The sequence below is a fragment of the Streptomyces sp. NPDC014889 genome (assembly GCF_043081205.1).
Lineage (GTDB): Bacteria > Actinomycetota > Actinomycetes > Streptomycetales > Streptomycetaceae > Streptomyces.
Map to the genome: position 1 here is coordinate 167,493 of NZ_JBIBWH010000004.1, position 24,750 is coordinate 192,242.

The window sequence follows — 24,750 nt, forward strand, 5'->3', positions numbered from 1 at the left end:
GGGGAACCGAACGTGAGCGTCAGGCCTGGCTGTAGCCGTCCAGGAAGGTGCCGATCCGGTCCACGGCGTCCCGCAGGTCGCCGACCGAGGGCAGCGTCACGACCCGGAAGTGGTCCGGCTCGGGCCAGTTGAAGCCCGTGCCCTGGACGACCATGATCTTCTCGCGCCGCAGCAGGTCCAGGACCATCTGCCGGTCGTCCCTGATCTTGAAGACCGCGGGGTCCAGGCGCGGGAAGAGGTACAGCGCCCCCTTCGGCCGTACGCAGCTCACGCCCGGGATCTGCGTGAGCAGTTCGTAGGCGACGTCCATCTGCTCCTTCAGCCGCCCGCCCGGCAGGACCAGGTCGGCGATGCTCTGCCGCCCGCTGAGCGCGGCCACCACGCCGTGCTGGCCCGGCATGTTCGCGCACAGGCGCATGTTGGCCAGGATCGTCAGGCCCTCGAGGTAGGAGTCGGCGTGCGCGCGGGGGCCGGAGACGGACATCCAGCCCACCCGGTAGCCGGCCACCCGGTACGCCTTGGACATGCCGTTGAAGGTCAGCGTCAGCAGGTCGGGTGCGACCGCCGCGGTCGGGGTGTGCGTGGCGCCGTCGTAGAGGATCTTGTCGTAGATCTCGTCGGAGCAGACCAGCAGGTTGTGCCGGCGGGCGATGTCGGTCAGCCCCTTGAGCACGGCCCGGTCGTAGACCGCGCCGGTGGGGTTGTTGGGGTTGATGACGACGATCGCCTTGGTGCGGTCGGTGACCTTGCGTTCCACGTCGGCGAGGTCGGGCATCCAGTCGGCCTGCTCGTCGCAGCGGTAGTGGACGGCGGTGCCGCCGGACAGGGAGACGGCGGCCGTCCACAGGGGGTAGTCCGGTGCCGGCACCAGGACCTCGTCGCCGTCGTCCAGCAGTCCCTGCATCGCCATCACGATCAGCTCGGAGACGCCGTTGCCGATGAAGACGTGCTCGACGTCCGTCTCGATCCCGAGGGTCTGGTTGTGCATGACGACCGCGCGCCGGGCGGCCAGCAGGCCCTTGGCGTCGCCGTAGCCGTGGGCCGTCGAGACGTTGCGGAGGATGTCCTCCAGGATCTCCGGCGGGCACTCGAAGCCGAAGGCCGCCGGGTTGCCCGTGTTCAGCTTCAGGATGCGGTGACCGGCCGCCTCCAGCCGCATCGCTTCCTCGAGTACCGGGCCCCGGATCTCGTAACAGACGTTGGCGAGCTTGGTCGACTGGATCACCTGCATGCCGAGGAGCTTACGGCCGGGTATCGCCCGATGGCGCGTGTTTTCCACCACGTGAGACGTGCGCGTGTCGGCCCGCGCCGTCGCGGCAGGGCAGGGAAAGCCCTACGCCCCTGACCGCTCCCTTGTTGGCGCACCCCTCCGCACTCACAATGCGCATGACAAACAACGGCGACCGGAACTCTCCGGTCGCCTCGTCGCAAGAGGGGACCCCACATGAGAAAGCCTCTCGTCGCCGCGCTGTTCGCCCTGGTGATCGCCGGGGCGGGCGCGGTACCCGCGGCCGCCGCGCCCGCACCCGGGCAGACCGCCGCGCGGACGGCCGGCGCGGACCGTGCGACCGCCGCCCCCGCACTCGCGGCCGTCGACTTCGCCGGCACCGTCGCGCTGAGCAACTGCTCCGGTTCGGTCGTCCGTCTCCCCGCCTCCGCGGACAGCGACCCGGCGCTCGTGCTCAGCAACGGCCACTGCCTGGAGACCGGCTTCCCGTCGCCCGGCCAGGTGATCGTGGGCCAGTCGTCCAGCCGCACCTTCGGCCTGCTGAACTCGGCCGGCACCCAGGTCGCGACGCTCCGGGCGAACAAGGTCGTCTACTCGACCATGACCGACACGGACGTCACGATCTACCAGCTCACCAGCACCTACGCGCAGATCAAGAGCTCCTACGGCATCAACGCGCTGACCCTGAGCGACACCCACCCGGTCGCCGGCACCGCCATCAAGGTGGTCTCCGGCTACTGGAAGCGGATCTACAGCTGCAACATCGACGGCTTCGTCTACCGCCTGAAAGAGGGGAACTGGACCTGGAAGGACTCCGTCCGCTACACCTCCGCCTGTGACACGATCGGGGGCACGTCCGGTTCGCCCGTCGTCGACACCGCCACCGGCAAGGTCGTCGCCGTCAACAACACCGGCAACGAGAGCGGCGGCCGCTGCACCGTGAACAACCCCTGCGAGGTCGACGCGAACGGCACCGTCACCGTCCGCAAGGGCATCAACTACGCCGAGCAGACCTACCAGATCCCCGCCTGCTTCGGCTCCGGCAACCAGCTCGACCTGAACAGGAGCGGCTGCGTCCTGCCCAAGCCCTGACCGGTAAGGCACCGGGAAAGCGCCGGTAAGGCACAGCGCGGGGCGGGCGGTCGTGGCTCAGGTCCGGCGGACCGCCCGCCCCGCCAGCACGTCCGTGCGCCGTCCGTCCTCGATCACGAACCGGCCGTCGATCAGGACGTACGGAATCCCCGTCGGCAGCGCGCGCGGCCGCTCGAAGGTGGCGCCCGGCGCGACCGTGGCAGGGTCGAACAGGACCAGGTCGGCCCGGTACCCCTCGCGGACCACGCCCCGGTCCGGCAGCCGCAGCCGGGCCGCCGGTCGCCCGGTGAGGTGCGCGACGCACTCCTCCAGCGACAGCACCCCCAGCTCCCGTACATACCGGCCGAGATACCGCGGGAAGGTGCCGTAGGCCCGCGGATGCGGCTTGGTGCCCCGCAGGATGCCGTCGGAGCCGCCGGTGTGCACCCGGTGGCGCATGATTGCCCGGACGTTCTCCTCGTGGCCGACGTGCTGGAGGACCGTCGTGCCCAGCCGGTCCTCCCGCAGCAGCCGCCGGGCGGTGGTCCAGGGCCGCTCGCCGCGCCGGGCCGCCGCCTCCCCGACCGTCAGGCCGGTGTACTCGGCGAGCGCCGGGACCGTGACCCCGGAGATCTCTACCGTCTCCCACTCCACCGGGACCCCGTGGCAGCCGTCGGAGCCGGTCACCTCCAGGTCGTGACGGATCCGCTCCGCGGTGTCCTCGTCGGCCAGCCGCCCGAGGACCGCCTCCGGGCCGCCCTCGCCCGCCCAGCTCGGCAGCAGGGCCACCAGGGTGGTGCAGCCGGGGGTGTAGGGGTAGGTGTCCAGGGTGATGTCGGCGCCGGCGGCGAGTGCCTCGTCGAGGAGGGCCAGCAGTTCGCCGGCGCGGCCCTTGTTGGGGCCGAAGTTCATGGTGGCGTGGGCCAGGTGGAGCGGGCAGTCCGCCTCGCGCGCGACCCGCACCATCTCCGCGTACGCCTCCAGGGCTCCGGCGCCGTAACTGCGGTGGTGCGGGCAGTAGTAGCCGCCGTGCGCCGCCACCACCCGGCACAGCTCGGTCAGTTCGGCGTCCCCGGCGTACATCCCGGGGGTGTAGGTCAGCCCGGAGGACATGCCGACCGCGCCCTGCCGCAGGCCCTCGGCGACCAACTGCCGCATCCGGCCCAGCTCCTCGGGCGTGGCCGCGCGGTCCTCCCAGCCGACGGCGAGCGCGCGGACCGTGCCCTGCGGGACCAGGTAGGCGGCGTTGACGGCGATGCCCTCGCCGCCGAAGCCGTGGTCGAGCCGGTCCAGGTACTCGCCCACCGAGCGCCAGGTGAAGTCGATGTCGTCGCCGTCCCCGTTCCAGCCGCTGATCGCCCGGCGCACCTCGGCGAGGGTGCGGTCGTCGACCGGCGCGTACGACAGCCCGTCCTGCCCGAGGACCTCCAGCGTGACGCCCTGCGCGGCCTTCGCGCTGTGGTCGGGGTCGCGCAGCAGGGCGAGGTCGCTGTGGGCGTGCATGTCGATGAAGCCCGGGGCCAGCACCAGGCCCTCCGCGTTCAGCTCCCGGCGCGCCCGCGGGCGCTGGCAGCCGGCCGCCGCGGCCTCCTTGACGACCGAGACGATCCTGCCGTCCTTGACGGCCACGTCGGCGCGGTACGAAGGGGCTCCGGTGCCGTCGGCGACGTCCGCGTCCCGGACGACCAGATCGGCGTAGTCGGCGAGCTCCACCGGGTCCATGGCGGCGCCTCCCGAAGCTCCTAGAAGAACGTGCGGACGTAGTCCACGACGGTACCGTCCGCCTCGGCCACCGGGATGAGCGGCCACTTGTCGAAGGACGTGCACGGGTGGGAGAGCCCCAGGCCGACCCAGTCGCCGACCTCCAGCTCGGCCCCGGGGGCGGTGCTCAGCCAGGCGTGCTGGTCGGACAGGCGGGTGACCTCGATGCCCGTCGCCGGGCGCTCCACGCCGTCCCGGCGCACCACCTGGGCGAAGGGCAGGTCGAGGTCGTGGGCCGCGTCCCGCTTGCCCGCGTTGGCGAAGGCCTGTCCGGGGCCGGGACGGGAGACCACCTGCGCCCAGAGGCGGAAGGCGGGCTCCAGGGCGCCCTCCTCGGGGACGCGGTTGAAGGGCGTGACCTTGCGGTAGTGCCCGTCGTCGTGCGAGACGTACGCGCCCGAGCGCAGCAACTTCAGTACGGGCGAGGAGAGTTCGGGGATCTGCGCGAACACCTCGGCCACCGCGTCGAACCACGCGCTGCCGCCCGCGCTCACCACGATCTCCTCGGCCTGTCCGAACCGCCCGGCCTTGTCGAGGTCCACGGCCAGGGCGACGAGCCGGGTCAGCCACGCCCGGACCCGCTCGGGGTCGGGCTGCGGCACCTCGCCCTCGTAGCCGGCGACGCCGACGAGACGCAGGGTGTCCGTGGCCGCCACCGCGTCGGCGACCGCCAGGCCCTCGGCCTCCGTGCGCAGACCGGTCCGCGCGCCCTCCCCGGCTCCCAGTTCGACGACCACGTCCACGGGGCGGGTGACACCCTCCAGGGCCGCGTCCATCAGCTCGACGCCGCGCACGGAGTCGACGTAGCAGATGAAGCGGAAGGACGGATCGGCGGCCAGTTCCGCGGCGACCCAGCGCAGGGCCGCCGGGTCCACCAGCTCGTTGGCCAGGAAGACCCGGCGGATGCCGAACGCCCGGGCCACACGCACCTGGTGCGGCACCGCCAGCGTGATGCCCCAGGCGCCGTGCTCCAGCTGGCGGTGGAAGAGCTGAGGCGCCATGGAGGTCTTGCCGTGCGGGGCGAAGGCGAGGCCGTGGCGGGCCGCATAGGTCTCCATCAGCTTCAGGTTGTGCTCGAGGCGCTCGGCGGAGAGGGCGAGCACGGGCGTGGCGAAGCCGTCGGTGAAGAGGTTGCGGCGCTGGGCGGTCAGCTCGCCGACGGTCAGCCCGTCCGCGTCCGGAGGGAGGCCCTTGAAGCGGTGGTCGACGCGTTCCTCGGCCAGCCGGGCGAGCGCTTCCGTGCTCATCGAGCCTCCTTCGAGACCGTTGCGAAATGTGCAACGATCGTTGCGTACAGTGCTCACCGGTGTCTAGCATCTCGCCGGAGCCGGGTCAACGTCGAGGAAGCCGAGGACGTCGGGGAACAGGACGTCGAGAAAGGGGTACGCACGCCGTGAGCCAGACCGTCGACCGGGCGCTGAGCATCCTGCCGCTGCTCGCCGAGGGCCCCGCCGACCTCGGGCGGGTCGCCGACCGTCTCGGCGTCCACAAGTCCACCGCGCTGCGGCTGCTGCGCACCCTCCACCAGCACGGGCTCGTCCACCGTCAGTCCGACCAGCGCTATCGCCTCGGCGCCCGGCTCTTCGCCCTCGCCCAGGAGGCGATGGAGAGCCTCGACGTGCGCGAGATCGCCCATCCCCACCTCCTGCGCCTGAACGAGCAGTGCGGGCACACCGTGCACCTGGCCGTCCACGAGGACGGCGAGGTGCTCTACATCGACAAGGTGGACAGCCGCTATCCGGTGCGCATGTACTCCCGGATCGGCCGGCCCGTCGCCATCACCGTCGCCGCCGTGGCCAAGCTGCTGCTCGCCGACCTGCCCGAGGCCGAGCGGCGCGCGGTCGCCCAGGGCCTCGAATACCCCCTGTACACGCCCCATTCGACACCGGACGCCGCCGCCTTCCTGACGGAGCTGGCGACGGTGCGCGAACAGGGCTGGGCCGCCGACCTCGGCGGCCACGAGGAGTCCATCAACTGCGTCGCCGCACCCATCCGCGGCGCGGACGGCCGGGTGGCCGCCGCGATGTCGGTCTCCGCGCCGAACGTCGTCGTCACCGCCGACGAACTCCTCGCCCTGCTCCCGCTGGTGCGCCGTGCCGCGGACGCCATCAGCGACGAGTTCTCCGGCAGAAACCCGGTGAAGGAACCCGTATGAAGGACATGAAGAACATGAAGGACATGAAGGACCTCGTATGAGCGACACGACGGCCAAGACCGCCCTCACCCCCGCGACCCACACCACCCCGCCCGCGAAGTTCTCCCACGGGGTGCGCAAGGGCAACATCCTCCAGGTCGCCGGCCAGGTCGGCTTCCTGCCCGCGGAGGAGGGCAAGGCCCCCACGCCCGCCGGCCCGACCCTGCGCGAGCAGACCCTCCAGACCCTCGCCAACGTCAAGGCGATCCTGGAGGAGGGCGGCGCGACCTGGGACGACGTGATGATGATCCGCGTCTACCTCACGGACGTGGACCACTTCGCCGAGATGAACGACCTCTACAACACGTACTTCGAGGAGCAGGGCCTCACCCAGCCGCCCGCCGCTCGCACCACCGTCTACGTCGGTCTGCCCGCGGGTCTGCTCATCGAGATCGACGCGCTCGCCGTGCTCGGCTGACGCGTCTTGGCCATCTTCGTATAACGAAGTCGGGGCTGGCTGTGTCCGGCACAGGTTTGTCGACCATACTGCCCGCTGTGGAGCAGCGCATAGGTTCGAGCAGCCAGCCCCTGAAGGCCGAGCCCGTGAAGGGTGCCGGGTTCGACCCGGCCCACATCCCCGGGCTCACCGCACCCGCGACGGCGGAACCGGAGGACGCCCGGCCGCCGCAGGCCGAGCAGCCGCCGGCACCCGAGCAGCCGTCGGCCGCGGAGGCGGTCGCGGACGACGCCGGGACCGCCGGAGAGGCGGAACGGCAGGAGGAGGAGCCGCGGGAGGAACTGCGGGCGGAGGTCGTCGACGGTCCCGTCTTCGAGGCCGCCGACCGCCGGGCCCGTATCGTCGCCGATCACAACGGCGTACGCCTCAGCCTGGACGACCAGGAGTGCGAGTTCCGCTGGGACGAGATCGGTGCCGTCGAGACGGAGACCGCCCGTTTCGGCAAGCTGTTCACCGTCACCGTCCACACCCCCGACCGGCGCTGGTACCCCATCGAGATCGAGGCCCCGGCCAGGGCGAGCTTCACCGAGTGGGAGACGCGACTGGACGCGGTCCTGGACGCGTACTTCGACGACGGCGCGGCAGCCGAGAACGACGCCGCCGACGCCGCCGACAAGGCCGACGACAAGGACACCGCCCCTGAGAAGGACACCGCCGCCGGGAAGGACACGGCGGACGAGTCGCCCGCCGACGACGCCTGACCCCCGGCGGTTCCGGGCCCGGGCGACTGCCCGGGCCCGGAACCGCGCCGGTGATCAGTCCTGCGGATGCCACTTCGGGTCGGTGGCGATCGCCTCGAGCTGCTCCATGGTCAGCGCGGGCGCCTTGCGGGTCGCCGGGGTGTTCTGCGCCCCGGAGTTGAAGGCGCTGATCACCACGCGCCGGCCGTCGGGCCGGATGGTGTCCACGCTCCACCAGACGATCCCGGCAATTCCCTTCTCGCCGGACTGCTTGCGTGTGGCGACCTTGGTGCCGTCGGGCAGGACCTTGGCGTCCGCACCGAACAGCTTCTTGAGGCCACCGTCCGTGTCCAGTTGGACGTTGACCTGCACGAGGCTCCTGCCCCTGCCGTCGTCCAGGACGACGTACCCGAAGCCGTTGTCGTCCGGTCCGCTCCTGGAGACGATCTTGATGCCGTGCGGCACCAGACGGCTGAGCACCGCCGAGATCGATCCGCCGGGGGTGAGCGGTCCCGGGTCCGGATCGGCCGGAGCGCGGTCGTCGAGCGGCAGCGCGTCGGCGGCCGCGCGCAGCTCGTATGCGGTGACGAGTGCCTTCAACCCGGCCGAATCCAGAGGTGGTTGCGCCCGGGTGACGGGCGAGCCCTTCTCAGCGGCGCTGTTCCACTCCTGGATGCCGATGTGCCCGCCCTCCGACGTGACGAGGTCGGCGGTCCACCGCTTCGTGCCACTGCGGCTGTTCGGATACTCGTACCCCTTCAGGAGCATGAGGACGGAGCCGTCGGGGAGCTTCGTGGAGGTGCAGGAGTCGTAGACGATGAACAGCCTGTCCGGGCACTGGGTGGTCTGACGGGCCTCCAGACCCCCGGGCGGCACCCGGCTGACGGACACGGCGACGGCTGCCTTGCCCCGGCCGTCGTCGTAGACGAACTGGCCGTAGGGACCTTGGCTCGTGCTGCCCGCACTCTTGTCGCTGATCCGTCCCTGGGGGAGCAGCTCTTCGAGGGTGCGCAGGAGTTCGTCGCCGGACATGACGGCCGCGGCGGCGGTCTCGGCGGCGGTGGGGGTGGCCGGCGCCACCGGGGCGGCGGCCGCGGACCGCTGCCGTACGCCGTCCCCCTGGCCGGAGGGAACGAGCAGGGTCCCGCCCAGTCCGACGAGCGCCACCGCGGCGGCACCGCCCACGACGGCGGTGGCCCGTCGTCGCGAGCGCAGCCGCCGCCCGTGTGTTTCGCCGCGGGCGGCCAGCATCTGCTGGTCGGTTCCGAACTCGGCGCCGGTGTCCCGCAGGACGTCGGCGAGCCGTTCCTCGAAGGGGTCGTGGTCTGCATCAGGCATGGCGAACCGCCGTTTCCGCAAGGGTGGTTGTTGGTACGGTCGGGGTGGGTCGGGTCAGGGCGTCGTCGCGTACTCGGCGAGCGAGTCGCCGAGCAGCACGCGCAGCCGGGCCAGCGCGCGGACGCAGCGGGTCCTGACAGCGGCCGAGCTGGCGTTCAACGCGGCGGCCGTCTCCTCGACGCTGCGGTCCTCCCAGTAGCGCAGGACGACCACCACCCGGTCCTTGGGCGACAGTTGTCCGAGCGCCTCCAGGAGGGTGAGCCGCAGCGGCGCGTCACCGCCCGCCCGCGGCTCGGGCATCTCGGGGAGGACGTCGGTGGCGCGTTCCCTGCGGCTGCTGTGGCGGCGCCGGTGGGCGAGGAACGCGCGGGTGAGGACGGTCTGGGCGTACGCGGCCGGGTTGTCGGCGCGGGAGATCCGGCCCCAGCGGAGGTAGACCCGGCCGAGGGTCTCCTGGACGAGGTCCTCGGCGAGATGGGTGTCACCTCCGGTGAGGAGACAGGCCGACCGGTACAGATGCCCGGCGCGTGCCACCGCGAACTCCTGGTACTCCTCAGCCCGGTCGCCCCGGCCTTGGCTCATGTGCCCTCCTTGTGTCCCCGCGCGCTCCGTGGTCCCCCGGTCGCGCCCCCACCTCATAGATGCGGTGGACCCGCCGGAATGTTTCACGGGAATTCGGCGCGGTAGGGCGGGAACGCCGAACGGCTGCCGCCACGCCCCCGGGCGAGGGCGTGGCGGCAGCCGTGGACGGGGCCTGCCGGGTGTCAGGGCAGGGCGTGGACGTGCGGGCCGACGGCGTTCGACCAGGCGTTGCCCGCCGTCGCGTCCCAGTTGGTGGACCAGGTCATGGCGCCGCGCAGGGCGGGGTAGGTCTTCGAGGGCTTGAAGGATTGGCAGTTGGTGCCCTTGGCCAGGCAGTCCAGGGCGTTGTTCACCACGGTCGGCGAGACGTAGCCGCTGCCGGCCCCCCTCGTGGAGGCGGGGACGCCCAGGCCGACCTGGGACGGAGCGAGGCCGCCCTCCAGCTGGATGCAGGCGAGGGCGGTGAGGAAGTCCACCGAGCCCTGGCTGTAGACCTTGCCGTCGCAGCCCAGCATGGAACCGCTGTTGTAGTACTGGGTGTTGACGACCGTGAGGATGTCCTTGACGTTCAGCGCGGTCTGGAAGTAGCCGGCCGACGTGGACTGCATGTCGATGGTCTGCGGGGCCATCGTGAGGATCAGCGACGGGCCCGCCTTGCCGGACAGGGCGCGCAGGGCCTGCGTCATGTACGTGGCGTTCAGGCCGTTCTCCAGGTCGATGTCGACGCCGTCGAAGCCGTACGTCTGCATCAGCGAGTAGACGGAGTTGGCGAAGTTCGTCGCGGAGGAGGCGTCGCTCACCGAGACCGTGCCCGTCTCACCGCCGACCGAGATGACGACCTTCTTGCCGGCGGCCTGCTTGGCCCTGATGTCCGCCTTGAACTGGTCGACCGTGTAGCCGTTCAGTCCGGCCGAGTCGAGGGTGAAGCTCACCGCGCCCCGGGTGGCCGTCGCGTCGGCGAAGGCGACCGCGATGATGTCGTACTGCGACGGCACGTCCGAGATCCTCTGGACCGTGGCGCCGTTGTTGAAGTTCTGCCAGTAGCCGGTCACCGCGTGCTTGGCGAGGGTGCCGCCCCCGCCGCCTGAGCCGGTGGACGCCGTCGTGCCCTTCACGGTGGCCGACTTCGCCGACTCGCCCGCCGCGTTCGTCGCCGTCACCTGGAAGGAGTAGGAGGTGGCTGCCGCCAGACCGGTCACCGTCGCCGAGGTGCCGCTCACCGCGGTCACCTTCGAGCCGTCGCGGTAGACGTTGTAGCCCGTCGCGCCCGAGACCGTGTTCCAGGACAGCGACACCGACGACGACGTCGTGCCCGTCACCGCCAGGCCGCCCGGCGCGGACGGCACGGTCGGGGCCGGGTCACCGCCGCCGCCCCCGTCGGGGCCGAAGACCGAGACGTCGTCGGCGTAGTACGCCGCCTGCCCGTACCAGCCGTGCAGGTACACCGACACCGAGGTTGTCGAGGAGCCGGTGGTGAAGGTGGTCGAGAGCTGCTTCCAGCCCGCCGAGTCCGGTGTCCAGGTGGAGACGTCCGTGGTGCCGGTGCCGGTCGCGCCCAGGTAGGTGTACCCGCCCTGCACCCAGGCGCTCAGCGTGTAGGTCGAGTTGGGCTTCACCGCGACCGCCTGGGTGCACTGGGCGTTGTCCAGCCCGGCCGGGGTGGCCTTCAGCGCGGCGGAGCCCCCGTGCACGGGGGAGGAGACGGTCGTACCGCTGCCGGCCGAGCAGGTCCAGTTGCTCAGGCCCGACTCGAAGCCGGCGTTCTTGGCGTTGTTGACGTCCGCAGCCGACGCCTGGCCGGCCCCGGCGAAGGAGAGGGCGAGGGCGGCGGTGACGGCTCCCGACCACAGGCGCAGCCGTCGTCCTGTGGGTCTGGGCATGCCTGGTACGCGGTCCACTGGGGCCTCCGGTGGGGGTGAGGGGGAGACGGGAGGGCAGGAGAAGCGGTGGCCACCGCCTTGGTCGTACAAGTTGGTCCAGACCATTTGGCTTGTCAAGAGGTCCAGACCAAAGTCGTCCCCGGCTCAACGTCCCGGTGCCGCAACGCCGTTACGCCTGCGTCTCCTCCCGCCACCGCTCAAGGAGCAGGCCCAGCACACAACCCGCCAGCAGCACCCCCGTCGACATCCACAGCGCCAGTGACGACAGCCCGGTCCGCTCCCAGTGCAGCGACACCGTCAGGAGCTGCGCCGCCACCGGCACCGCGCACGCCGCCACCGCGTGCCGCGCCGGGATCTCCCGCCACGGCGCCGGATGGACCCGCGCCGCAGCCCAGGTCGCCAGCACGACGCACACCAGGTTCGGCAGATGGACCAGTGCCAGCGCCGCCCCGAACGAGCCCACGCCCCGCGGGCCGACCAGATTCCCGTACAGCAGCGTCATCTGCACGTACTCGGTGGCGACGAGCACCACCACGCCCACCGCCCAGGCCCGCACCAGCGGCAGCACGGGAGCCGTACCTCCCACCGCTAGTGCACCCGCACCGAGTCGACGATCCCGCGCAGGTCCGCGGACGACAGCACGCCCCGCGCCGCGTCGATCCGGACCGCGAAGGTCCGGTCGGCCGAGTCCAGGCCCGTCAGGATCACGCCCCGGATCGGCGTGCCCTTGGGCGGGTTGCCGTCCTCGCCGGTCGAGTCGAAGGTGAAGTCGATCCGCCTGGCCCGGTCCGTGCCGGCCAGCTTCACGTCCTTCTCGCCCTCCACCTTCGCGCCCATCCGGATCCCGGCCTCGGCGGCGATGGCGGCCTGCTCGGCGGAGTCGGCCTGGGTGAAGTCCAGTTGCACGGTGATGATCGAGACCGTCCGCCCGGACTCCTCGCGCACGGCCGCCGCCGCGTTGTACTTGCTGCGCTCCGCCGCGCTCTGCTCGACATATCCCTTGGGGCCCGCGGGATACGACACGGAGACGCCCTTCGTGTCCAGCGTGCGCCAGCCGTCCGGCACGGAGGCGGAGTCCGCGTCGCCCCTGCCGCAGCCCGTGAGGGCGGCCGCGGTGGCGAGCAGGCCCGCGATCAGCAGTCGTGTCCTCATCGGCGTACCAGCCCTCCTGTCGGCGAGATCACTTGGCACAGTAGCTGTAGGGGACGTAGGACCGGCGGTCTCCGTTCGGAGCACCGAGGAACCGGGCGTCCGTGAGCGTCTCCGACTTCTGCTCGGTGCTGACCGACAGGCCGAGGCTGAGTCCGAGGTTCAGTTCGAAGCCGTACTCGGCGGCGTTCACCTGGCCGGTGTACGTCATCCTGCTGGACGTGCCCCGGTCGAAGACCAGTTGGCCGAAGGGGTCGTCGGCGCCCGGCCGCCGGGTCGGCGCGTGGTCGTCGAACATGTACTGGAACGGCGTCACCACCTGCTCGTTGGAACTGCTGAGCCACTGCTCGGCGACGGCCCGGTCCTGGTCCCCGGCGGGACCGGGGTCGAAACTCAGGGCGGTGGTGACGACCTCGATGCCGGTCGAGCTGTCGGCGCCCTTCCCGCTCACCCCGCCGCCGCGCTCGTCCTTGCCCGGCTTCCCGTTGCCCGCGCCGAGCCGGGCGCCCGCCTTCTGGCCGCCCTTCTCCACGGTGCGGGTCATGTTGATGCCGACCAGCTTGCCGGTGGTCTTGTCGTAGGTGACGGTGATCGTGCCCGTCCGGGTGGTGGAGGCCGAGGCGTCGCCCTTGAGCGGACCCGCCTCGTAGCCCGCCTTGGCGCCGTACTCGATCGACGAGGAGTACGTGTACGACTTGGTGTTCTTGTATGCGTTGTCGGTCCAGGTGACCTCGGGGGCGTACCTGAAGTTGCCGCCGAGTGCCGCGCTCAGCTTCTTCTCGTCGCCCGCGGAGATCTTCAGGCCCGCCGCCGCGGAGGCCTCCAGGCCCACCTTCCCGTAAGTGATCTTCCGGTTGTCGCCCAGCGCCTTCTTCACCCGGTTCTCCGTGTCCTCCTCGTCCTTGAGGGGGCCGGTGCCGAAGAGGTAGAGGATGCTGTCGCCGAGGCTCGCGTCCGCGCCGCCCGGCGACTGGCGCCGCATCTGGTACATCTGGAGCTTCTCGACGTCGTCGCGGAACCTGCGCGCCTCCTCCGGGCTCTCGAACACCCAGGTGTCGCCGTTGGTCACCTTGATCCCGGCGCCCAGTTCCACCTTGTCGGTGCCAACCTTCCCCACCTTCAGCCCTGGCGCGAAGTCCTTCTTGGCGCCCACGGAGGCCGCGTCCGTGAAGGTCAGGTAGACCAGCTCGTCCTGGTCGTCGACCTTGCCGTCGTGGTTGACGTCCGTGTGCGCCTTGAGGTGCTGCTCCTGGAAGCCGTATTCCTTGCCGATCTCCCAGAACAGGATCTTCGCCTTGGCGCCCGCCTTGTCGCTGACCGTCGAGACCTGGCACAGCGCCGGCTCGAAGTCGGCGTCGGTCAGGGCCCGGTCGCCCCCCTGCGAGCCTGTGCCGCAGTCCGAGCCGCCGGTGATCTCGCAGATCTCGGCGGCGATCCGGTCGTGGATGGTCCGGCCGATGCCGGTGGCGCCGATGCCGAGCACGACGGCGACGACGACCACGATCATGCCGAGGTACTCGGTGGCGGTCGCGCCCGAGTCGTCGTACCCGTACGTTCTCCGGCACGTCCGTCCGCCGCCCCCGCGAGCCATGCGGCACCCCTCCTCGCACACCGGCAAACGCCGTTCCGGTCGGCGAGCGTAGGTGCGGGCGGTGCGGGGCGGCGTGGGCCCGCGGGCCCAAACCAGGGCCCACAGTCGACGAGTTGCGTCCGGCGCACGCTTTCGGGTCGCTTCAGGATGCTCGCCCTGCCCCGGTTTGAAATGAGTTGTGCGACGAGAGTTGCAGACCAGGTACGGAATCGCGGTTCTCCGGCCACAGAGGCGTGGATACAGTGCTGAGGTAGTCACGCAGTGAGGTCAACTCGGCGTGCCGGACGACCACCGGCGGGCCGACAGGCGTCTAACGGGGAGCTGCGCGTGTCAACTGCCATTGCTGTGACAAGCGCCGACATGGCGCTGCCCGCACAGGACGAGCGGACCGTGCCCGCCGTCGTCCTGGAGGACCTGGACCGGCAGCCGCTGGAGCAGACGCTCGACGCGATGAAGGCCCTGATCGACCACCACGGGTACGTCGTCGTGGTGTGCTCGCACGCCGTGCCCAGCGGCGTGCAACGGCGGCTGCACACCGTACGCTCGCTGCTGGAGAGCGACCGCATCGCCCTGTTCCGGCCCGATCTGCCGCCGCTCGGACTCGCCGTCCTGGCACGCCAGTTGCGCCAGCTCGCCTCCTGCGACCTCAGTCCCGGCGTGCTCGCCTCGGCCGGCCGGCTGCTCACCCACTACATCCACGCGGGCGCCGTCCTGTCCTCGGTCGCCCGCCTCGACCGCGTCCCCGTCGGTCTCAAGGCGCACGCCAAGTCGTGGGTCCCGGGCAGCCAGTTCGGCGTGATCGCCCACCCCGAGCCCCAGCTCGTCCGGATCAGCCCCGAAGCCACCCTGGACGGACCGGACTTCGGCAGCTGGATGCTGCTCGCCAAGGGCCAGCTCCAGTCCGACTGGGTCGGCTCCACCCTCGCCCCCGCGTGGAACGCGCTGGGGCTGCGCGAGGCCGCCCTGCCGGCCGAGTCCGCCACCTGGTGGGGCACCGGCAAGCTGGTCGAGTTCTGCACCTACCTGCCCGACCTGTCGGTGCTCTATCAACTGGTCACCTCGGTCCGCCAGGGTGTGTGCCATTGGTGCGGCATCGACGTCATCGGAGACCGCTGCGTCTTCTGCTCGGCCACCCCACCCGTCCCCGAGAGCCGGACACCCGCCGGTTGAGTACCTGAACCCTGAACCACCGGCACCACCGTCATTCGATTCCGCTCGACTTCGCCGACCGATATCCCAATGAGGTTGCACGGTTCATGAACTCCCGTCAGCGCCGCGGCGTGATACTCCTGATCCTGTCCGTCATCTGCGCCCTCGCCGCCTTCGCGGGCGTGCTCTCCGTCATCAGCGACGTCAAGTCCAAGGTCGGCCCCGAGGTCGCCGCCTACCAGCTGCGCACCGACGTCGCGCCGTACACGACGCTGAGCACGGGCCAGTTCGAGAAGGTCAAGATGCCCAAACGGTGGCTGTCGCCGAACGCCGTCACCGACCTCGCGCAGATCCAGGGCAAGATCGCGGTCACCACGCTGCGCAAGGGCTCCCTGCTCCAGAGCGACATGATCGTGAACCAGCCCGCCCTGCAACCGGGCCAGCAGGAGGTCGCCATCATGATCGACGCGGCGACCGGCGTGGCCGGCAAGATCACACCGGGCTCCACGGTCAACGTCTACGCCACCTTCGGCGGGCAGCGGCAGGGCGACCCCGCCCAGTCCAAGATCATCGTGACCAACGCCAAGGTCCTCGACGTCGGCAGGATCACCGCGCTCCAGCCGAACGCCGACAACAGGGCCCAGCAGCCCACCGACGCCGTTCCGATCACCTTCGCGCTCTCCACCATCGACGCCCAGCGCATCACCTACGCCGAGTCGTTCGCCCAGCGGGTCAGGCTCGCGCTGGTCGCTCCCGGCAGCGACACCAGCGTCCCGGCCAAGGACCGCACCTACGAACTCGCGAACGACAAGTGAGAGGCCGGCAGGCATGACCACCAGGATCCTCCCGGCCGTCGGCGACGCCGACGCGGCCCGGTCCATCACCACCCTGCTCAGCCAGCTCCCCGACGCCGAGCCGGTGGCCCCGGTCGCCGACTCCACCCAGCTCATCGACACCCTGGCGCGCCTGGCCGCCGAGTCCGTCGACGAACTGCCCGAGATCGTGGTGGTGCACGAGCGGATCGGCCCGGTACCTGCCCTGGAAGTGATCCGCGAAGTGGCCCTGCGCTTCCCGGCGGTCGGCGTCATCCTCATCACCTCCGACGCCGGCCCCGCCCTGTTCTCGGCCGCGATGGACTCGGGCGCCCGGGGCCTCGTGGCCCTCCCGCTGAGCTACGAGGAACTGGTCAGCCGCGTACAGGCGGTGGCCCAGTGGTCGGTGGGCGTACGGCGGCACCTGGGCCACGGCGGCGACGTGTTCACCGGGGCCGGCGGCCGGGTGGTGACGGTGAGCGGGGCCAAGGGCGGGGTGGGCGCCACCCTCACGGCGATACAACTGGCCCTCGCCGCCCAGGCGTCCGGTCGCGGCACGGCCCTGGTCGACATGGACCTCCAGTCCGGTGACATCGCCTCCTTCCTGGACGTCCAGTTCCGCCGCTCGGTCGTCGACCTCGCCGCCATCACCGACATCTCCCCGCGCGTCCTGGCCGACGCGATCTTCCGCCACGACAGCGGCCTCGCGCTGCTGCTCGCCCCCGGCGAGGGCGAACGCGGCGAGGAGGTCACCGACCGGGCCGCCCGCCAGATCGTCAGCGCGCTGCGCTCCCGCTACGAGATCGTCGTCCTGGACTGCGGCGCCCAGATGAGCGGGGCCGGCGCGGCGGCCGTCGAGATGGCCGACACCGCGCTGCTCGTGACCACTCCGGACGTGGTCGCGGTGCGCGCGGCCAAGCGGACCGTACGGATGTGGGACCGGCTGCAGATCCGCAAGGCCGAGGAGACGACCGTCGTCGTCAACCGCCACACCCGGGCGACCGAGATCCAGCCGCCGCTCATCCAGAAGATCACCGGCACTCCGGTGGCGGGCACGTCGGTCCCCGCGGGCTTCAAGGAGCTCCAGGGCGCGGTGGACGCCGGGCGCATCCACGAACTGGACAGCAAGAGCACGGTCAAGCAGGCGCTGTGGGGGCTCGCGGGCGAGCTGGGGATCGTCAAGGCGCCCGAGCCCGACCGCAAGGGCGGACGGCTGCGCGGCGACCGGGGCTCGGTGAGTTTCCGGCGGCGCAGGGAGGCAGGTGGATGAACGTGCTGACAGGCAGAGGGAAGAGGTCGCCGGGCCGGCGGCCGCGCTCGGGGTCGCCGGGCCGGGGGCCGCGCCCGGAGTCGCGGGCCGGGCGGCTGCGCTCGGACAGCGGGCAGGTCGCCGTCGAGTTGCTGGGCATGACGCCCACGATCCTCATCACGCTGGTGCTGCTGTGGCAGTGCGTGCTGCTGGGGTACACGTACACGCTTGCGGGGAATGCTGCCGACGAAGCGGTACGGGCGGGCACGGCGGCCGATCGCGGCACCAGGGACGCCGCCTGCAGCCGGGCCGGGCTCGACAAGCTGTCGTCGGCATGGCGAAGGGGGGCTGAGGTGGGCTGCGAGACGAGCAACGGCTATGTGCGGGCGCACGTCGGCCTCAAGGTGCCCGTCCTCTTTCCCGGCCTGATCGGCTTCCCCTTCACGGTCACGGGTCAGGCCGGCGCCGTAGAGGAGGCGACGAACTGACATGCCGTACGAGCGCGTACGCCGCCGCCACGACCGGGGCCAGGCCGCCATCGAGTACCTGGGATTCATCCCGATCCTCATGCTGCTCGCCATGGCCGTCATCCAGATCGGCCTGATCGCCTACACGGCCCAGCAGGCCGGCACCGCCGCCCGTGCGGGGGCGCGCGCGGCCTCGCTCCGGCAGGGAGCAGACCAGGCCTGCGCGAACGCGGTCAGCGACTGGCTGGCGGGCCGCACCAGGTGCCCGGCCTCGTACGGCGGCAAGGAGGTCACCGTCACCGCGGGCATCCAGATCCCCTCGATCGTCCCCGGCTGGAACTTCGGCCGGGCCCACAAGACCGCCACGATGCCGCTCGACCACTGAACCGCTCGATCACCGACCAGGAGCGAGGAGCACCGGACCCATGAGCCTCCGCGCACGCATCAACACCCCGGAGGAGAAAGGCAGCCGGGGCGAGGACGGCCACCTCGTCGCCTCGTACCGGGCCAAGCTCCTCGAGGAGATCGACCTCGCGGAGATGAGCTCACTGGCCGCCGCCGAACGCCGGGTGCGCCTTGAGCGGGTGCTCGGGCACATCATCAGCCGGGAGGGCCCGGTCCTGTCGACCGTGGAGCGCTCGCAGCTGATCCGCCGGGTCGTCGACGAGGCCCTGGGGCTCGGCATCCTCGAACCCCTCCTGGAGGATGCCTCCATCACCGAGATCATGGTGAACGGGCCCGACGCGATCTTCGTCGAGCGCGGTGGCCGGGTCGAGCAACTGCCCCTCCGCTTCGCCTCCGACGACCAGCTGATGCAGACGATCGAGCGGATCGTCTCCACGGTCAACCGCCGCGTGGACGAGTCCAACCCGATGGTCGACGCCCGCCTGCCCTCCGGTGAGCGCGTCAACGTCATCATCCCGCCGCTCTCGCTGACCGGCCCCACCCTCACCATCCGCCGCTTCCCCCGCTCCTTCACCCTCCAGGAGCTGATCGGCTTCGGCTCGCTCGACGAGCACATGCTGTACCTGCTGGCCGGACTGGTGCGGGCGAAGTTCAACGTCATCGTCTCCGGGGCCACCGGCACCGGGAAGACGACCCTCCTCAACGCCCTGTCCGGGCTGATCCCCGAGGGCGAGCGCATCATCACCATCGAGGACTCCGCCGAGCTCCAGCTCCAGCAGGCGCACGTGATCCGGCTGGAGTCCAGGCCGCCGAACGTGGAGGGCCGCGGCCAGATCTCCATCCGCGACCTGGTGCGCAACTCCCTTCGTATGCGCCCCGACCGCATCGTCGTCGGCGAGGTCCGCGGCGGTGAGTCGCTCGACATGCTCCAGGCGATGTCGACGGGTCACGACGGCTCGCTCGCCACCGTGCACGCCAACAGCGCCGAGGACGCGCTGACGCGCCTGCAGACCCTCGCCTCCATGTCCGACGTGGAGATCCCCTTCGTGGCCCTGCACGACCAGATCAACAGCGCCGTCGACGTGATCGTCCAGCTCACCCGCTTCGCCGACGGTGCCCGCCGCGTCACCGAGATCGCCCTGCTCGACAGCCACGGCGGCGAGCCGTACCGGCTGGCCACCGTCGCCCGCTTCGCCGCACAGCCCATGGCGTCCGACGGCCGGATCTACGGCGCCTTCGAGTACCACCCGCTGCCCCGCCGCACCGCCGACCGCCTCTACATGGCGAGCCAGCCCATCCCCCAGGCGTTCGGCGTCGCCCAGTCCACAGACCAACTGGCCACCAGAGAAGCCAGGTAGGCAGGTAGGAACCGTCCCCATGGATCTGAGCACCCTCGTCACCCTCACCACCGGAGTCACCCTGCTGACCTGCGTGCTGGCCGTCGCGGGCCTGCACGCCTACAGCTCCGGCAAGGCGCAGCGGGCGGCCCTCGTCGACCGGCTCTCCCAGACCGGCCGGATCCCGGTAGGCCGACGGCGCCGCTTTCCCGCCCTCGACCGCCGCCTGCGCCGTACGAAACCCGGCCGCAGGCTGGAGCTGAAGCTCGCCGCGACCGGCCTGGACGTCACCCCGGGCGAGTTCCTCGTCTACATGCTCGCCACCGTGGCCGCCCTCTGGCTGATCGGCCAGGCCACCCTGGCCCCCTTCTTCGGCCCGCTGGCCGGCCTGCTCGGCATCTGGGCGGCGATGCAGTTCCTCAACTGGCAGCGCCAGAAACGGATCGAGAAGTTCATCAACCAGCTCCCCGAACTGGCCCGCATCCTGGCCAACGCCGCCCAGGCGGGCCTCGCCCTGCGCACCGCGATCGGCATGGCGGCGGAGCAGCTGGAGGCCCCGGCGGGCGAGGAACTGGCCAAGGTGGCCCACCAGTTGGCGCTCGGCGCGTCGATGGACGACGCGCTGGCGGAACTCGCGGACCGACTGCCCTCGCGGGAACTGGTCGTCCTCGTCACCACGCTGGTCCTGTCCAACCGGGCCGGCGGCCAGGTGGTGAGCGCCCTGCGCAACCTCACCGAGACCCTGGAGGACCGCAAGGAGACCCGCCGGGAGGTCCGCACCCAGCTCTCCCAGGTGAACATGACCTCCTACGCGGTCCCGGTGCTGGGCATCGGCGCGCTGTTCCTCATGAACGGCGTCAAGGCCGGCGCCCTGGACCGCATGACCGCCTCACCGATCGGCCAGGGCGCGGTGATCGTCGCCTTCGCGCTCTACGCCGTCGGCTTCGTCCTCATCCGCCGCATGTCCCGCATCGACGTCTAGCCGGGTTCCCGGAAGGAGGGAAGAGGGATGGCACTGCTGCTCGCACTCGTGATGGGCCTCGCCGTCTGGGGGGTCTTCGCCGGCATCCGCATGTACCGCGCCGAGGCCCGGCTGCCCGGCGACCTGGCGCTGGCCCTGGAGGTGGGCTCCACCCGCACCGGCGCGGTGGACTCCCTCGTCGACCGCCTCGGCATGCGCTACGCCCCCGCGGTGCTGCGTCTGATGGGCCCCAAGAGGGTGGCGAAGTACCGCCGCAAGATCGACCTGGCCGGCAACCCCGGCGGCCTCACCATCGACCGCTACGCGGCCCGGCGCGCGGTCTACGGCTTCCTGGGCGGCCTCGGCGGCCTGGTGTTCCTCCTGCGGGGCCAGCTGTTCGTGGCCCTGCTCCTGTTCGCCTTCGGCGCGTTCTGGACCGAGGTCGGCATCTGGTCGGCGATCCGCATCCGCAAGGACGTGATCGAGCGGACGCTGCCGGACTTCCTCGACGTGCTCGCGGTCGTGGTGAGCGCGGGCCTCGGCTTCCGTCAGGCCCTGGACCGCGTCGCCGACAAGTACGAGGGACCCTGGGCGGACGAACTGCGCATCACCCTGCGCCAGATGGACCTCGGCATGAGCCGCCGCCAGGCCTTCGCGGAGCTGCGGCGCAGGAACGACTCCGAACAGGTCGCCATGTTCGTCACCGCCCTCCAGCAGGGCGAGGAACTGGGCGCGCCCATCGTCGACACGCTGGTGGCGCTGGCCAAGGACATGCGCCGCACCGACGCGCAGAACGCCCGCCGCAAGGCCGCGCGCGCGGTGCCCAAGGCCACCATGATGATCACCACGTTCATGGTCCCGGCCACGATGATCCTCCTCGGCGCGGGCCTGATCCTCGGCTCGGGCGTGGACTTCGGCTCCCTCACGGGTACGGGCAAGTAGGGGGCGGGCGAGGACATGGCGACGACGGAGGAACGCACCGGGCTGCTGCGCCGCCGCCCGCGGATCCCCGAGATCACCACGCCTCCGGCGGGCACGGTCCTGCCGGCCCACGTGCGCACGGGCGCGCCGGACATCCCGGTGACGTCGGTGACGCCGGAGCTGCCGCCGGGGTGGGAGCCGGTGGATCCGTCGCAGGGGCGGCCTGCCGCCGACGGCGAACGGGCTCCCCAGGGGCCACTTGCACCTGGCGGCGACGGCCGCACGGGCAGTAGCGGGAGTACGGGCAGTACGGGCGGGAATCCGGACCCGGCCGAAGGCCCGGTGGCCACAGCGCACCCCGCACCCGTCGGCGCATCGGCACCTGAGCCGGAAAAGCTGCAGATCAGCGCGCTGCAAGCGATGTGCCGCCACGTCTTCGCCTTCCGCCTCGCGATGATCGCCCTCGCCGCCCCCGCCGCCCTCCTCAACGCCGCCCCCGGCCTGGCCACCCGCCTGGTCAGCGCCGCCGTGGTCGTCACCTTCATGGGCTCCTACGTCCTGTTCAGGGACTGGGAACGCTTCGGTCCCCTGCTCCTGCGGCACCCCACGCTCCTCGCCGTGGACACCCTCTTCGCCGCCCTCCTCCTGATCGCGGCGGGCCCGGACAGCACGCTGGCCTACGTCAGCGTCTGCACGCCGCTCCTCGCCGGTCTCGTCTACGGCTGGCGTGGCGCGGCCCTGTTCGCCTCGCTGCAGTCGCTGATCCTGCTCGTCGTCTCCACCAGCTCCAGGAACCTGTCCCCGGACCTGGCCCAGGCCGCCCTCCTCCCCGGACTATGCGTCATCGCGGGGGCGGCCGGAGCCACCGTGCGCAACCTGCTCCTCCGCTTCGGCGAGGCCACCCGGGCCCTGACCACGGTCCAGGCACGCCTCGCCGTCACCGAGGCGGTCGGCGCGGAACGCGCCCGTCTGGCCCGCGAGATGCACGACTCGGTGGCGAAGACCCTGCACGGCCTTGCCATGGCCGCCGACGGCCTGGCGGGCTCGGCGGGCGCCGACCGCATGGACGCGGCCCTGGTGAAGCAGCAGGCGGAACTGGTGGCCCGCTCGGCCCGCCGGGCGGCCGCGGAGGCCCGCGAGTTGCTGACCGACCTGCGTCGCGAGAACGACCCGGACCACGGCACCGACGTACTCGGCGAACTCGCCGCCCGCACCCGCGACTTCGCCAACCGGACCGGACTGTCCGCCGCCTACCGCCCGATCGGCGAGCCCGGCGTACCACCCGTGCCGCCGGCCGTGGCCCGCCAGCTCCTCACCGTCGCGTCGGAGGCGATGGAGAACGCCCACCGGCACGCGGCGCCCACGTATGTGGAGGTGTGCGCGGGCGTCCACGGCGACCTGCTGCGGATCAGCGTGTACGACGACGGTCGCGGTCTGCCGCCCGGCACCAGCCTCGAACAGCTGCGCCGTGCGGGCCACTTCGGCCTGGTCGGCATGGTCGAGCGGGCGGCCTCGGTGGGAGCCCGCATCCGTATCGGCCGTGGCACCCACCCCAAGGGAACGGAGGTCCGCCTCGAACTGCCCCTGGGAGCCCTGACGACACCGACCGTATGACCGTCCACCCTTCCCGCCCTGCTCCACGACCCAGAGAGGAGGCCGCCGCCGTGCCCGACCGGACGACTCCCAACCCCTTCGAGGGTTTTCCACAGCCCGCACAGGCCGCGCCCCTGCGCGTCGTCGTGGCCGACGACAATCCCGTGGTCCGCGCCGGCCTGACGGCGCTGCTCTCCGGCCGCGCCGACATCACGGTGGTGGCCGAGGCCGCCGACGGCCGCGCCGCCTGGGAGGCCGCCCAGCAGCACCGTCCCGACGTCGTCCTGCTCGACGTCCGCATGCCCGGCGTGGACGGCCTCTCCGCCCTGCCGTACCTGGTCCGGATCGCCCCGGTCATGATGCTGACGTACAGCAGCGAGTCGGAAATCGTCCAGGAGGCCCTGCGCCTGGGCGCGGGCGGCTACCTGGTCCACGGCGAGTTCACGGCCGACCAACTTGTCACCGCTGTGCGGGACATCAAGGAGGGCAGGGCCCACTTCACTCCTACGGCGGCGGGCGCGCTGGTGGCCCGACTGCGCCGGGACCAGCCGGTGGCGGATGCGATCGCACACGATCACACCTTCCCAACGTCGCAAGAACCGGCACCTTCCGCGAAAAGTCTTTCGCAACTGCAACCAGTTGTGGGACAGTCTTCGTCTGGATGGACAGGTGGCCGTCCGGCCGCCGTCGACAGGTCGAAATTCCAACTCAGCGCGAGGGAGGCGGAGATCATGGACCTCATCGCGTCCGGCATGACCAACCAGCAGATCGCCGCCACCTGCTTCATCAGCGAGAAGACCGTCAAGAACCACATCAACCGCATCTTCGCCAAGCTCCACAGCACCAGCCGCGCCGAGGCCGCCGCCAAGTGGCTCGGCACGGCCCCGGGTTCGTCACGAGGACTGGGGTGAAGCGCGATGACGACAGTGCGGGGGAAGTGGGGCCGGGTCTCTCTTTGGGCCCGGGATTGGGTCCGGGGACCCTCTGACGGACGGGGTGTTCCGGCATACGTTTCCGGTGTCGCAAGCGGCACCGAGACCGAACCCGGAGGGGAACACCATGAGCGACCTGATGCTGAAGACCGCGGTTGCGACCAAGGTCCGCGTGAACGGCTGGAAGAACACCACGGTCGAGTCGCTGCGCCGCCGCGCCGACGACCGGGGGCAGACCGCGGTCGAGTACCTGGGCATCATCGCGGTGGTGGTGGCGATCGTGCTGGCGATTACGGGGACGGACATCGGAAAGTCCATTTTCGACGCGATTACGACCAAGATCTCCGAGGTCACCGGCGGGTGACTCGGCCGCGCAGGTACGGCGACGCAGGGCAGGCCTTTCCCATCTACATCACGGTGGTGGGGGGCCTGCTCTTTCTCGCGTTCGCATACCTGGCGGTCGGTCAGGCGGCAGCCAACCGAAACGGCGCGCAGACGGCGGCAGACGCGGCGGCACTGGCGGCGGCGCAGGACACCCGGGACCAGCTTGCGGGCAAGTGGGTCGACACCGTGCTCGATCCGACCAAGTGGCAGGACCTCCTTGATGGCAGCGCCGCGCAACTGGACGGCTGCTGGCGTGCCTACCAGCTCGCGCAGCAGAACGAAGCCCACGTGGACAGCTGTCGGCCGTCGTTGTTGAGGTACACGGTGTACGTCCAGACCGACAAGTCGGTCGGGAAGTCCATCGTTCCGGGCACTGAGGACAAACACTCCAAGGCGCATGCCAGTGCCGTCATTGAGCCACTGTGCACGTTCGACCCTCCCGTCGAGGGTTCTGACGACGAGGATGTACTCCCGCGGATCACCTGCAAGAACAACCAGTACTGGGACCTTGATCCTGAGCACCTCACGGGTCTGCCGCGGCCCGAGGACCTCTTCGATGTCCACCTGGCCGACTGACAAGCGAACGACGAGTGACGAAGGAAGCAGAGT

Annotated in this window: 25 protein-coding genes; 16 read left to right on the forward strand and 9 right to left on the reverse strand. The window is 71.2% G+C overall.

Annotated elements, in window-relative coordinates:
• Positions 1 to 19: 19 nt before the first annotated feature.
• Positions 20 to 1,231: a pyridoxal phosphate-dependent aminotransferase gene (locus ACF09J_RS09590; RefSeq protein ID WP_392304819.1), complete on the reverse strand. Its 1,212-nt coding sequence runs from the start codon at positions 1,229 to 1,231 to the stop codon at positions 20 to 22.
• A gap of 213 nt (positions 1,232 to 1,444) precedes the next feature.
• On the opposite strand from ACF09J_RS09590, the gene ACF09J_RS09595 reads away from it, so the two are divergent.
• Positions 1,445 to 2,320, forward strand: coding sequence for a serine protease (locus ACF09J_RS09595; RefSeq protein WP_392304820.1), 876 nt, complete (start codon positions 1,445 to 1,447; stop codon positions 2,318 to 2,320).
• A gap of 57 nt (positions 2,321 to 2,377) precedes the next feature.
• Here the strand turns inward: ACF09J_RS09595 and ACF09J_RS09600 are convergent, their stop codons facing one another.
• A complete protein-coding gene (locus ACF09J_RS09600) occupies positions 2,378 to 4,021 on the reverse strand; it encodes an amidohydrolase family protein (RefSeq protein ID WP_392304821.1) in 1,644 nt (547 codons plus the stop codon).
• Positions 4,022 to 4,041: 20 nt separating this feature from the next.
• Positions 4,042 to 5,307, reverse strand: coding sequence for an amino acid deaminase (locus ACF09J_RS09605; protein WP_392304822.1), 1,266 nt, complete (start codon positions 5,305 to 5,307; stop codon positions 4,042 to 4,044).
• Positions 5,308 to 5,453: 146 nt separating this feature from the next.
• Here ACF09J_RS09605 and ACF09J_RS09610 point away from each other — a divergent pair, with 146 nt between their 5' ends.
• The 3 genes from ACF09J_RS09610 (at position 5,454) to ACF09J_RS09620 (ending at position 7,412) form a co-directional block, all read left to right on the forward strand.
• Entirely contained in the window at positions 5,454 to 6,215 is a 762-nt protein-coding gene (locus ACF09J_RS09610) for an IclR family transcriptional regulator (protein ID WP_392304823.1), read from the forward strand.
• A 37-nt stretch (positions 6,216 to 6,252) separates the two neighbouring features.
• Entirely contained in the window at positions 6,253 to 6,672 is a 420-nt protein-coding gene (locus ACF09J_RS09615) for a RidA family protein (protein WP_392304824.1), read from the forward strand.
• Between the two features lie 77 nt (positions 6,673 to 6,749).
• Positions 6,750 to 7,412: a hypothetical protein gene (locus ACF09J_RS09620; protein ID WP_392304825.1), complete on the forward strand. Its 663-nt coding sequence runs from the start codon at positions 6,750 to 6,752 to the stop codon at positions 7,410 to 7,412.
• Between the two features lie 54 nt (positions 7,413 to 7,466).
• Here ACF09J_RS09620 and ACF09J_RS09625 read toward each other — a convergent pair whose 3' ends face one another.
• The 6 genes from ACF09J_RS09625 to ACF09J_RS09650 form a co-directional block, all read right to left on the reverse strand.
• A complete protein-coding gene (locus ACF09J_RS09625; RefSeq protein ID WP_392304826.1) occupies positions 7,467 to 8,729 on the reverse strand; it encodes a hypothetical protein in 1,263 nt (420 codons plus the stop codon).
• Positions 8,730 to 8,783: 54 nt separating this feature from the next.
• A complete protein-coding gene (locus ACF09J_RS09630) occupies positions 8,784 to 9,311 on the reverse strand; it encodes a SigE family RNA polymerase sigma factor (RefSeq protein WP_392304827.1) in 528 nt (175 codons plus the stop codon).
• A 182-nt stretch (positions 9,312 to 9,493) separates the two neighbouring features.
• Positions 9,494 to 11,191 (reverse strand): chitinase, encoded by a 1,698-nt coding sequence (locus ACF09J_RS09635; protein ID WP_392304828.1) that lies wholly within the window; start codon positions 11,189 to 11,191, stop codon positions 9,494 to 9,496.
• 169 nt (positions 11,192 to 11,360) lie between these two features.
• Positions 11,361 to 11,759, reverse strand: coding sequence for a hypothetical protein (locus ACF09J_RS09640; protein ID WP_392304829.1), 399 nt, complete (start codon positions 11,757 to 11,759; stop codon positions 11,361 to 11,363).
• 20 nt (positions 11,760 to 11,779) lie between these two features.
• A complete protein-coding gene (locus ACF09J_RS09645; RefSeq protein WP_392304830.1) occupies positions 11,780 to 12,343 on the reverse strand; it encodes a hypothetical protein in 564 nt (187 codons plus the stop codon).
• A gap of 28 nt (positions 12,344 to 12,371) precedes the next feature.
• Complete coding sequence (locus tag ACF09J_RS09650; RefSeq protein WP_392304831.1) at positions 12,372 to 13,931, reverse strand: hypothetical protein; 1,560 nt, start codon at positions 13,929 to 13,931, stop codon at positions 12,372 to 12,374.
• A gap of 360 nt (positions 13,932 to 14,291) precedes the next feature.
• Here ACF09J_RS09650 and ACF09J_RS09655 point away from each other — a divergent pair, with 360 nt between their 5' ends.
• From ACF09J_RS09655 to ACF09J_RS09710, 12 genes are all read left to right on the forward strand, one after another.
• A complete protein-coding gene (locus ACF09J_RS09655) occupies positions 14,292 to 15,101 on the forward strand; it encodes a hypothetical protein (RefSeq protein ID WP_392305111.1) in 810 nt (269 codons plus the stop codon).
• Positions 15,102 to 15,187: 86 nt separating this feature from the next.
• Complete coding sequence (gene cpaB / locus ACF09J_RS09660) at positions 15,188 to 15,895, forward strand: Flp pilus assembly protein CpaB (protein WP_326803871.1); 708 nt, start codon at positions 15,188 to 15,190, stop codon at positions 15,893 to 15,895.
• Between the two features lie 13 nt (positions 15,896 to 15,908).
• Entirely contained in the window at positions 15,909 to 17,162 is a 1,254-nt protein-coding gene (locus tag ACF09J_RS09665) for a CpaE family protein (RefSeq protein WP_392304832.1), read from the forward strand.
• 137 nt (positions 17,163 to 17,299) lie between these two features.
• Positions 17,300 to 17,629 (forward strand): pilus assembly protein, encoded by a 330-nt coding sequence (locus tag ACF09J_RS09670; RefSeq protein ID WP_392305112.1) that lies wholly within the window; start codon positions 17,300 to 17,302, stop codon positions 17,627 to 17,629.
• 1 nt (position 17,630) lies between these two features.
• Positions 17,631 to 17,993: a TadE/TadG family type IV pilus assembly protein gene (locus ACF09J_RS09675; protein WP_392304833.1), complete on the forward strand. Its 363-nt coding sequence runs from the start codon at positions 17,631 to 17,633 to the stop codon at positions 17,991 to 17,993.
• Positions 17,994 to 18,033: 40 nt separating this feature from the next.
• Positions 18,034 to 19,371 carry a CpaF family protein gene (locus tag ACF09J_RS09680; RefSeq protein ID WP_392304834.1) on the forward strand — a complete coding sequence of 446 codons (1,338 nt, stop codon included), beginning with the start codon at positions 18,034 to 18,036 and terminating at the stop codon, positions 19,369 to 19,371.
• Between the two features lie 19 nt (positions 19,372 to 19,390).
• Complete coding sequence (locus ACF09J_RS09685; RefSeq protein ID WP_392304835.1) at positions 19,391 to 20,332, forward strand: type II secretion system F family protein; 942 nt, start codon at positions 19,391 to 19,393, stop codon at positions 20,330 to 20,332.
• A gap of 27 nt (positions 20,333 to 20,359) precedes the next feature.
• The gene (locus ACF09J_RS09690; RefSeq protein WP_392304836.1) at positions 20,360 to 21,253 is read left to right on the forward strand and encodes a DUF5936 domain-containing protein; all 894 of its coding nucleotides are present in this window, start codon (positions 20,360 to 20,362) and stop codon (positions 21,251 to 21,253) included.
• Between the two features lie 15 nt (positions 21,254 to 21,268).
• Positions 21,269 to 22,846, forward strand: a complete 1,578-nt coding sequence (locus tag ACF09J_RS09695) for a sensor histidine kinase (RefSeq protein ID WP_392304837.1) — start codon at positions 21,269 to 21,271, stop codon at positions 22,844 to 22,846.
• 50 nt (positions 22,847 to 22,896) lie between these two features.
• The gene (locus tag ACF09J_RS09700; protein ID WP_392304838.1) at positions 22,897 to 23,736 is read left to right on the forward strand and encodes a response regulator; all 840 of its coding nucleotides are present in this window, start codon (positions 22,897 to 22,899) and stop codon (positions 23,734 to 23,736) included.
• A gap of 148 nt (positions 23,737 to 23,884) precedes the next feature.
• The gene (locus ACF09J_RS09705) at positions 23,885 to 24,121 is read left to right on the forward strand and encodes a Flp family type IVb pilin (protein ID WP_392304839.1); all 237 of its coding nucleotides are present in this window, start codon (positions 23,885 to 23,887) and stop codon (positions 24,119 to 24,121) included.
• Complete coding sequence (locus tag ACF09J_RS09710) at positions 24,118 to 24,717, forward strand: pilus assembly protein TadG-related protein (RefSeq protein WP_392304840.1); 600 nt, start codon at positions 24,118 to 24,120, stop codon at positions 24,715 to 24,717. Before ACF09J_RS09705 ends, ACF09J_RS09710 begins: the two co-directional genes overlap by 4 nt.
• Positions 24,718 to 24,750 lie beyond the last annotated feature (33 nt).

Coding starts and splice junctions, on each gene's coding strand:
- ACF09J_RS09590 (WP_392304819.1), bottom strand. CDS start 1,231: ATGCAGGTGATCCAGTCGACCAAGCTCGCCAACGTCTGTTACGAGATC.
- ACF09J_RS09595 (WP_392304820.1), top strand. CDS start 1,445: ATGAGAAAGCCTCTCGTCGCCGCGCTGTTCGCCCTGGTGATCGCCGGG.
- ACF09J_RS09600 (WP_392304821.1), bottom strand. CDS start 4,021: ATGGACCCGGTGGAGCTCGCCGACTACGCCGATCTGGTCGTCCGGGAC.
- ACF09J_RS09605 (WP_392304822.1), bottom strand. CDS start 5,307: ATGAGCACGGAAGCGCTCGCCCGGCTGGCCGAGGAACGCGTCGACCAC.
- ACF09J_RS09615 (WP_392304824.1), top strand. CDS start 6,253: ATGAGCGACACGACGGCCAAGACCGCCCTCACCCCCGCGACCCACACC.
- ACF09J_RS09625 (WP_392304826.1), bottom strand. CDS start 8,729: ATGCCTGATGCAGACCACGACCCCTTCGAGGAACGGCTCGCCGACGTC.
- ACF09J_RS09630 (WP_392304827.1), bottom strand. CDS start 9,311: ATGAGCCAAGGCCGGGGCGACCGGGCTGAGGAGTACCAGGAGTTCGCG.
- ACF09J_RS09635 (WP_392304828.1), bottom strand. CDS start 11,191: ATGCCCAGACCCACAGGACGACGGCTGCGCCTGTGGTCGGGAGCCGTC.
- ACF09J_RS09645 (WP_392304830.1), bottom strand. CDS start 12,343: ATGAGGACACGACTGCTGATCGCGGGCCTGCTCGCCACCGCGGCCGCC.
- ACF09J_RS09650 (WP_392304831.1), bottom strand. CDS start 13,931: ATGGCTCGCGGGGGCGGCGGACGGACGTGCCGGAGAACGTACGGGTAC.
- ACF09J_RS09655 (WP_392305111.1), top strand. CDS start 14,292: ATGGCGCTGCCCGCACAGGACGAGCGGACCGTGCCCGCCGTCGTCCTG.
- cpaB (WP_326803871.1), top strand. CDS start 15,188: ATGAACTCCCGTCAGCGCCGCGGCGTGATACTCCTGATCCTGTCCGTC.
- ACF09J_RS09665 (WP_392304832.1), top strand. CDS start 15,909: ATGACCACCAGGATCCTCCCGGCCGTCGGCGACGCCGACGCGGCCCGG.
- ACF09J_RS09670 (WP_392305112.1), top strand. CDS start 17,300: ATGACGCCCACGATCCTCATCACGCTGGTGCTGCTGTGGCAGTGCGTG.
- ACF09J_RS09675 (WP_392304833.1), top strand. CDS start 17,631: ATGCCGTACGAGCGCGTACGCCGCCGCCACGACCGGGGCCAGGCCGCC.
- ACF09J_RS09680 (WP_392304834.1), top strand. CDS start 18,034: ATGAGCCTCCGCGCACGCATCAACACCCCGGAGGAGAAAGGCAGCCGG.
- ACF09J_RS09685 (WP_392304835.1), top strand. CDS start 19,391: ATGGATCTGAGCACCCTCGTCACCCTCACCACCGGAGTCACCCTGCTG.
- ACF09J_RS09690 (WP_392304836.1), top strand. CDS start 20,360: ATGGCACTGCTGCTCGCACTCGTGATGGGCCTCGCCGTCTGGGGGGTC.
- ACF09J_RS09695 (WP_392304837.1), top strand. CDS start 21,269: ATGGCGACGACGGAGGAACGCACCGGGCTGCTGCGCCGCCGCCCGCGG.
- ACF09J_RS09705 (WP_392304839.1), top strand. CDS start 23,885: ATGAGCGACCTGATGCTGAAGACCGCGGTTGCGACCAAGGTCCGCGTG.